Origin of the sequence: Aquabacterium sp. CECT 9606 (assembly GCF_918741295.1) — a bacterium.
In the GTDB taxonomy this organism is placed as follows: Bacteria; Pseudomonadota; Gammaproteobacteria; order Burkholderiales; family Burkholderiaceae_C; genus Aquabacterium.
The window spans coordinates 573,881-580,947 of the sequence record NZ_CAKKNB010000003.1; the positions used below are offsets into that span (position 1 = coordinate 573,881).

A 7,067-nucleotide genomic window follows, 5' to 3' on the forward strand; every position below is an offset into this window, starting at 1 on the left:
CCAGCCCATGCTTGGTTGGCTGGTACTGGCCCTTGCCTTGGCGATGCTGGGCTTGGCGGGCTGGCAATACCTGGCGCTCAAGCATCGGCAAGAGGCCTTGGCCAAAGCGCATCAACAGCAAACTCAATTGCAAGCTGAAAGCGAACGCCAGCGTCTGGTCGCCCTACCCCCGCCCATGCCGGCGTATGTGGACGACAAACGATGGCACCGCGCCGCCCACGAACTGGCCCTGCCTTGGATCAACACCTTGCGGGCCTTGGAGCAGGCGACCAAGCCGCCCATCTTTTTAGTGGGATTCAAATCTGATCCGGCCACTGGACGACTGCAATTGGACGCGGAGGCACCCAGCCTGGATGCTGCACTGGATTTCGTGACTGCGCTTCAAGCCGCGCCTGCTCTGTCTCAAACTCAGATCTTGTCTCACGACGAGTCCTCTGATCCGCAGGGCCGACCCTTGACCCGCTTTTCTCTGCAAACCAGGTGGGTGCTGGCACCATGAACACGCAGCTTGTCCGCATCGCTGCTGCGCGTCTGTTCTTGCTGCTCGGCTGGCCTGGTTGCGCCGGAGTCGCCGGCATGGCAATCGCCTTGGCACTGTTGGCGTGGGTCCATCAAACCCATCAGGCGGCACGGCCATTTTCAGCGGCCACGCCAAGCACGCTCACCGCGCCTGCTCAGGCCGCATCGGCGCCATTGAATCCCATATTGCCCCATGCCACTGAAGCCATTGCGATCCTTCGGATTTTGGAGAGTGAGGCCAAGGCCAACGGCCTGGCTTGGCCGCAAGCCGAATACCGCATCACCCCCTTGAGTGATGAAGCCTTGTCCGCCCTGGAGATCCGAACGACGCTCAAAGGCCCCTACCCCCAATTGCGGCAACTCATCACCACCTTGCTGGACAAGCAGCCCGCCATGGCCTTGCGCGAATTGGCCTTGTCCCGCCCCAATGGGGATGCCATCGAGGTGGAGGCCAAGCTTCACTGGACGGTGTTCCTGGCAGATGGCTGGCCGCCAGCCACCCAAGAGGACAAGCCATGAGCCGTCAGCGGCTTGTGTTGTGGCTGGGTTTGTTGGCGCTGGTGCTCGTCATTCGGTGGTGGGACCCCATGGGGCGCCCCAAAGCCATCGAAGCCGCCTCAGGCGCTGTGGAGCGGGTGAGCCAGGCTGTGGCCCCCAATCCATCGCCTGCGGCAGAAGCTGCTTCTGGCGAGGGGCCCTCTTGGCCGGTACGCCCAAGCACACACGATGAAGACGCGGGCAATGCTTTCCTGGCCCGTGGGCAAGTGCCACCTCCAACTCCGCTCAAACCTACCCCTGTTGCAGCGCCTGCACCCACGGTCTATGTGCCGCCTCCACCACCACCTCCAACGCCCCCACCTTTGCAGATCATCGGCACCTGGGGCGATGAAACCAATCTTGCCGTCTTTGTGGGCGGCCCGCAAGGCACCGTCCTGGCACGACAGGGTGAAGTCATTTTCTCTGACTACCGCGTGCAAAGCATCACCACACAGCAACTGACATTGCTTCAGAACAGCAACCAGCGCACATGGAATTTGCCCATACCTGCAGCGCCCTCGACTTTGCAAACGTGGCCTGGCCGATGAAGCGCTTTGTACTTCATTGCTCTCTGAACATTTCCACACCGCGACGTTGCAACGGCGCAGGACACCCATGAGTACGCATTCATTCCTCAGGCTTGCTCAATCTGTTTTGGCAGTGCTGTGCCTGACCAGTTGCGCTGGCTACCAAACTTACCGAGAAGGTCAAACGGCCATTGCCGAAGGCCGTGTGGTGGATGGCTTGGACAAGATCAAGCAAGCCTCTGAGCTTGCTCCTGGCAACTCGGACTACCGACGCGCCTACCTGAATCAGCGCGATGCGATCGTCAACAGCCTGATCCGCCAAGCCGAACTGAGCGTTGCCAACAACAACTTCGGTCAAGCCAAGAACACCTACAACCAGGTGCTGCTCATGCAGGTGGACAACACCCGAGCACGCGCAGGGCTGAACAATGTGGAAGCAGCGCAAAGACACGCCAAGTTGCTGGATGCCGCTGTGGCCATGGCGGAAGCCGGTGACTTGGACGCTGCCATCGTCAAAGTCCGGCAGATCCTGTCTGAAAGCTCCACGCATCGGCGTGCCATGGCCACCCTGAAACGCCTGATGCGTCAGCAAGCAGAAGCCACGGGCAAGGAATTGGGCATCTATCCCCAATTGAAGGCCACCTACCGCACACCCGTGTCGATGAGCTTCACCAACGCCAGTCTGCGGCAGGTCTTTGAGGCCTTGAAGCTGGCCTCCGGATTGAACTACCTGTTCGACAAAGACATGGCCCAAGACAGCCGGGTGACCATGTCGTTCAAGGACAAACCCGTTGAAGACGTCTTACGCCTGGTCCTGGCCACCAACCAACTGGCGTACCGGATCTTGGACAGCGACACCTTGCTGGTCTACCCCAACACGGCCGGCAAATCGGCGGACTACCGCGAGATGGTGGTCAGGTCCTTTTACCTGAGCAATGCCGACGTCAACAAAACGGCCGCCATGATCAAAGGCATTGCCAAGGCCAAAGACGTGTTCGTGGATGAACGCCTGAATCTCATCGTGATCAGGGATTCCGCCGAGATTGTGCGCTTGTCAGAAAAGCTCATCGCCGCGGCCGACATCGTGGAACCTGAAGTCATGCTGGAACTGGAAGTGATGGAGGTCAATGTCAACCGTCTTCAGGAGATCGGAATCCAATGGCCAGATGCCATTTCCGCCTCGATCACTGGGGCCAGCGGCGTGGTCGGCCAACTCACACTTGATGAACTGCGCCATGGCGGTGGCCTGGTCAACGTCAACGTTGGCAATCCACTGGTATCGGCCCAACTGCGAAGCCAGAAGGGGGACTCCAACGTTCTGGCCAATCCCCGGGTTCGCGTTCGCAACCGACAGAGCGCCAAGATCATGATTGGGGACAAGGTGCCGGTGATCACGGTGACCAACACGGCCAACGTGGGTACGTCAGAGTCCGTCAGTTACCTGGATGTCGGACTGAAGCTGGAAATCGAACCCACGATTTCATTGGATGACGATGTGTCCATGAAGCTGAGCCTGGAGGTCTCCAACATCGTCGACACCATCACGCGCACCAGTGGTACTCAGACGTATCGGCTGGGAACGCGCAACACCTCGACCGTGTTGCGGGTGCATGATGGGGAAACCAATGTGTTGGCCGGCCTGATTCAAAAGGAAGATCGAAGATCCAACACCGGGATTCCGTATCTGAACGAGTTGCCCGTGCTGAGCAAACTGTTTGGACGCTCTTCAGACCACGACTCCAAAACGGAACTTGTTTTGTTGATCACGCCACGCATCATTCGCAATCTCGACGTTCCTGGTGTTGGCCTGCAAGAGTTCACATCAGGCACCGAAAACGCCATCGGCGCTGCCCCGATTCAACTGGGTATCGGCAAAACCCAGACCGAGCCAAAGCCGGGTACAAGCACTGTGGCGCCTTCCCCAGTGGCAGCGCCAACCTTGGGACCAGCTTCCATGGCCCAACCACCCTCAGACAACGGCTCACCGCAATCGATCGCCCCGACAACGGCTATTGCACCTGCGGCAGCACCCTCTCCCGCCCCGCCAGCGATGCAACCTGAGGCTGAACCCGACATTCCTTTTGCGCCCCCGCCTCGTCGTCGCACCCCCAACACCCTGCCGCCTCCGGCTGCTGTCTCGCCCAAGCCTTGACTGAGGCCACCACGATGCAGCCTTGCAACCATTCAAGACAGCCACCAAACGGGTTCAGCCTCATTGAACTGCTGGTGGTTGTGGCGATGGTGTCGATATTGGCCTCCATTGGCTTACCTTTGGCTGAACTCGCACACAGGCGCACGCAAGAAGAAGAGCTGCGCCAGTCTTTGCGTCAGATTCGCTCCGCCCTGGATGCCCACAAGAAGGCCACCGATGCGGGCCAGATCGTCAGACAGGTGAACGCCAGCGGCTATCCGCCCAGCCTGGATGTTTTGGTCACCGGGGTGGTTGATGCGCAATCACCGAGGGGCAGCAAGTTGTTCTTTCTTCGCCGACTGCCCAGGGACCCCTTCGCGCCTGAAGAAATCGGCGACGCGGCCCAGACATGGGGCTTGCGCAGCTACGAAAGCACGGCAGAAGACCCAAAACCAGGTAAGGACGTCTTCGACATCTATTCCAAATCCGAGGGGGCCGGCATGAATGGCGTACCCTACAGAAAATGGTGAGCATGCCCCAGGGTGAGCGTCATTCACACAATCGTGGGTTCACCTTGATTGAACTACTCGTGGTGCTGGCCATCATGGCGACGCTGCTGTCCATCGTGGCGCCCCGGTACTCGGAGTCGGTTGACCGTGCGAAAGAAGCCACCTTGAAGACGAACTTGCGGATCTTGCGCGAGTCCATTGACAAGTACCGCGCGGACACCGGCAAGCTGCCCGAGGCACTGGACAGGTTGGTGGCGGCCAGGTACATCCAGGCCGTGCCTGTCGATCCCATCACCGACCAGGACAACACGTGGCTGCTGGTGCCGCATCCAGATGGAATCACCCCAGGTATCTACGACGTTCACAGCGCTGCAGAAGGCGTCGGGCGTGACGGCAAACCGTTCAACCAGTGGTGAGCAAGGGATGACGGCCCCCGCACAGCACCGCCAAAACGGATTCACATACATTGGTGTGCTGATGGCCATCGCCTTCATGGGGATCGGTTTACTGGCGATCTCGGAAGTATGGACAACAACTGCGGAGCGCCAGAAAATGGCACAGCTTGATTGGGTGGGTGAACAGTATGTACAAGCCATTCAAAGCTACTACTACGCCAACACCGGGTCGCTTCATATCTATCCGAGCAAGCTGGAAGACCTTCTGGAAGACAAGCGGCACCTGAGCATCAAAAGACACATCAGGACCTTGTATGCCAACCCGTTCACCAACGGCGACTCCTGGCAAACACTTCCAGCGCCCGGAGGTGGAATCCAGGGCATTGAATACCAACGGCGCGACTCAGATTATCCGGTCACGAAGCAGTTCGTTTTTGTCCCTGCAGTGAGCGGCAGCAGATGACGAAATGCTGCTGGCCAGCCGGACTTCCCCGCTGCCGAATGACCCAGATGATGACCCGCAACTCACTTCGCAATGGGACAGAGCGCTGAAGGTTGTAACCATAGGGGAACAAGCTCCACATTGGCCGGCACAAGCCTGACTGTTCCCCAATATGTTCCCCTCATTTTAGCGGGATACAATGACACGGCATGAGCCGTCAAGGCATAAAAAAACCCCTAAGTCATTGATTTACTTAGGGGTTTTGGGCCTTTGTGGGCCGTCATCAATTGTTTCAATGGGGTGGCTGATGGGGATTGAACACTTCAATGAAGCCCTGATGTGGCCTGGGTTATCAAAGTCAAAAACATCGCTGTTCCCCTACCTGTTCCCCTAAAGCACAGACCCGTTTGGTGGTGCCGTCATCGGGTGGGTGCGTCCATCCCATTGCTTACTCTGAGCCACCTCTTTTTTTAGGTGGTCAGTTTTCGGTCGGCGAGGTCCTCCTCCAGTGACAAGTCGGCCAAAGCGCTCGAATCGAATATGCTCCATGCGACAACATTGCCTGAGCCATGCTAACAATCCTTCGAGCCGCTTGCCTCGTTCTCCTGGCCCTCGCGATCTTTGCGGTGGCAGCTTGGCTTCACTTCTTGGGTACCGGCTGGTGGTCTGCGGCAATTGGCGCAATCCTTGGATACGCCGCACTGCTGTCGGGCTTCTATCTCGGCAAGGGTGACGCTTGGCATCAACAAAGCTTTCGTCTTGTTCACGACTTTGCCCTCGCTACCGAACGACGCGCAACCGAGTCGCTGGCTGTTCTGGCTTTCGTCGTGGTCGGGCTCGGCTACGGCGCATACGGGGCCAGGCCAGCACCCACAAACTATTTCGAGGTGCGCGTCTATGATCGGGTCGACTTACCTGGGAAGCACCTTGTTGGCACGGCTATCCTCGTCCACACGCGAACGGACGGATTGACCCATCGCGAGGTCGTGGGTGACGATGGAGGTGCTGTTTTCCGCTCTGTGACGGCACCGACGACACTCGTCTATCAGGTCGACATTGCGAGCGCTACACCCCCCTTCGTCACTGGCGGCAATTACACACTGGACCGCTTGCCTGCCCAACTGGCGATCGATGTCGCTCAGATCCCCGCCGAGCGACGCATCGCATTGTCGCGCGGCGGCGGATCCGTACCGATCACCCAGATTCAGAGCTCCTACCTGGCCGGTGTCGACGAAAGGGGAGATCGATCACTGCAGGCTGCCAATGCTCCGTGGGGGGTGCCGGAAGCTGCCATCGTCGTCAATCGTTTCAGTTATGTGCTCGGGTTCGACCCGGTCAAGCGCCTGCCGCGATGGGTTGCTTACTCTATCGGCTCAACTCAATCGCGGGTTCTCCGAGATAAGCAATTCATCAGGGATCCGGCTATTGCGCCGGACGTCCAAGCGCGACCGAGCGACTACACGAGAACCGGGTACGACCGAGGCCACCTCATCTCTCCAGCTGATCTGTTCTTCAAGGGGCCAGTCGCAGTGGCGGAGGCTTTCTACATGTCAACGGTAGCGCCGCAAACCCCGTGGCTCAATCGAACTGCTTGGGCGACCCTCGAACAACGCGTCCGTTCCCAGGTGCTTGCGCGTGGCGAACGCGCCTTCGTGATTGCGGGTCCCCTTTACTTGAGCGATGCAGGTTCTCCTGGATTGCCCAATACGATCAACAACGGAATCCCCGTGCCTTCACACTTCTTCCGCATCGTTGCAGTGGCTAGGGGCCACGAGTCGCCCGACGTCTTTGCTGTGATCTTACCCAATCTAGAGAACGGCCAGGCATCGATCCAGCTCGACGACTACGCCGTTTCCATATCGAACTTAGAAGTCCAGAGCGGTTTGACATTCTTCCCGTTGCTCGAACCGGCAGTTGCCAGACGAATCAAGGATCGGGTCGTCGTCCCATGGCGGTGACATCGGGGAGTGAGCTTCGGATCCATGATTCAGATTCCCACTTGTGGCT

General features: G+C 58.7%; 8 protein-coding genes. All 8 read left to right on the forward strand.

Going from position 1 to position 7,067, the window contains the following annotated elements:
• Nucleotides 1-7 precede the first annotated feature (7 nt).
• The 8 genes from LQ232_RS15325 (at nt 8) to LQ232_RS15360 (ending at nt 7,018) form a co-directional block, all read left to right on the forward strand.
• Complete coding sequence (locus LQ232_RS15325; RefSeq protein ID WP_230181210.1) at nt 8-499, forward strand: hypothetical protein; 492 nt, start codon at nt 8-10, stop codon at nt 497-499.
• Nucleotides 496-1,038 (forward strand): hypothetical protein, encoded by a 543-nt coding sequence (locus LQ232_RS15330; protein ID WP_230181211.1) that lies wholly within the window; start codon nt 496-498, stop codon nt 1,036-1,038. The genes LQ232_RS15325 and LQ232_RS15330 overlap by 4 nt, the downstream gene beginning before the upstream one ends.
• Complete coding sequence (locus LQ232_RS15335; protein WP_230181212.1) at nt 1,035-1,604, forward strand: hypothetical protein; 570 nt, start codon at nt 1,035-1,037, stop codon at nt 1,602-1,604. Before LQ232_RS15330 ends, LQ232_RS15335 begins: the two co-directional genes overlap by 4 nt.
• Nucleotides 1,605-1,671: 67 nt before the next feature.
• Nucleotides 1,672-3,735, forward strand: coding sequence for a secretin and TonB N-terminal domain-containing protein (locus LQ232_RS15340; protein ID WP_230181213.1), 2,064 nt, complete (start codon nt 1,672-1,674; stop codon nt 3,733-3,735).
• Nucleotides 3,732-4,244, forward strand: coding sequence for a type II secretion system protein (locus tag LQ232_RS15345; protein ID WP_371820257.1), 513 nt, complete (start codon nt 3,732-3,734; stop codon nt 4,242-4,244). Before LQ232_RS15340 ends, LQ232_RS15345 begins: the two co-directional genes overlap by 4 nt.
• Nucleotides 4,245-4,246: 2 nt before the next feature.
• Entirely contained in the window at nt 4,247-4,639 is a 393-nt protein-coding gene (locus tag LQ232_RS15350; protein WP_256450051.1) for a type II secretion system protein, read from the forward strand.
• Nucleotides 4,611-5,081: a type II secretion system protein gene (locus LQ232_RS15355; protein ID WP_230181215.1), complete on the forward strand. Its 471-nt coding sequence runs from the start codon at nt 4,611-4,613 to the stop codon at nt 5,079-5,081. The genes LQ232_RS15350 and LQ232_RS15355 overlap by 29 nt, the downstream gene beginning before the upstream one ends.
• 548 nt (nt 5,082-5,629) lie before the next feature.
• Nucleotides 5,630-7,018, forward strand: coding sequence for a DNA/RNA non-specific endonuclease (locus tag LQ232_RS15360; RefSeq protein ID WP_230181216.1), 1,389 nt, complete (start codon nt 5,630-5,632; stop codon nt 7,016-7,018).
• Nucleotides 7,019-7,067 lie beyond the last annotated feature (49 nt).

Coding starts and splice junctions, on each gene's coding strand:
- LQ232_RS15325 (WP_230181210.1), top strand. CDS start 8: ATGCTTGGTTGGCTGGTACTGGCCCTTGCCTTGGCGATGCTGGGCTTG.
- LQ232_RS15350 (WP_256450051.1), top strand. CDS start 4,247: ATGCCCCAGGGTGAGCGTCATTCACACAATCGTGGGTTCACCTTGATT.
- LQ232_RS15330 (WP_230181211.1), top strand. CDS start 496: ATGAACACGCAGCTTGTCCGCATCGCTGCTGCGCGTCTGTTCTTGCTG.
- LQ232_RS15340 (WP_230181213.1), top strand. CDS start 1,672: ATGAGTACGCATTCATTCCTCAGGCTTGCTCAATCTGTTTTGGCAGTG.
- LQ232_RS15335 (WP_230181212.1), top strand. CDS start 1,035: ATGAGCCGTCAGCGGCTTGTGTTGTGGCTGGGTTTGTTGGCGCTGGTG.
- LQ232_RS15360 (WP_230181216.1), top strand. CDS start 5,630: ATGCTAACAATCCTTCGAGCCGCTTGCCTCGTTCTCCTGGCCCTCGCG.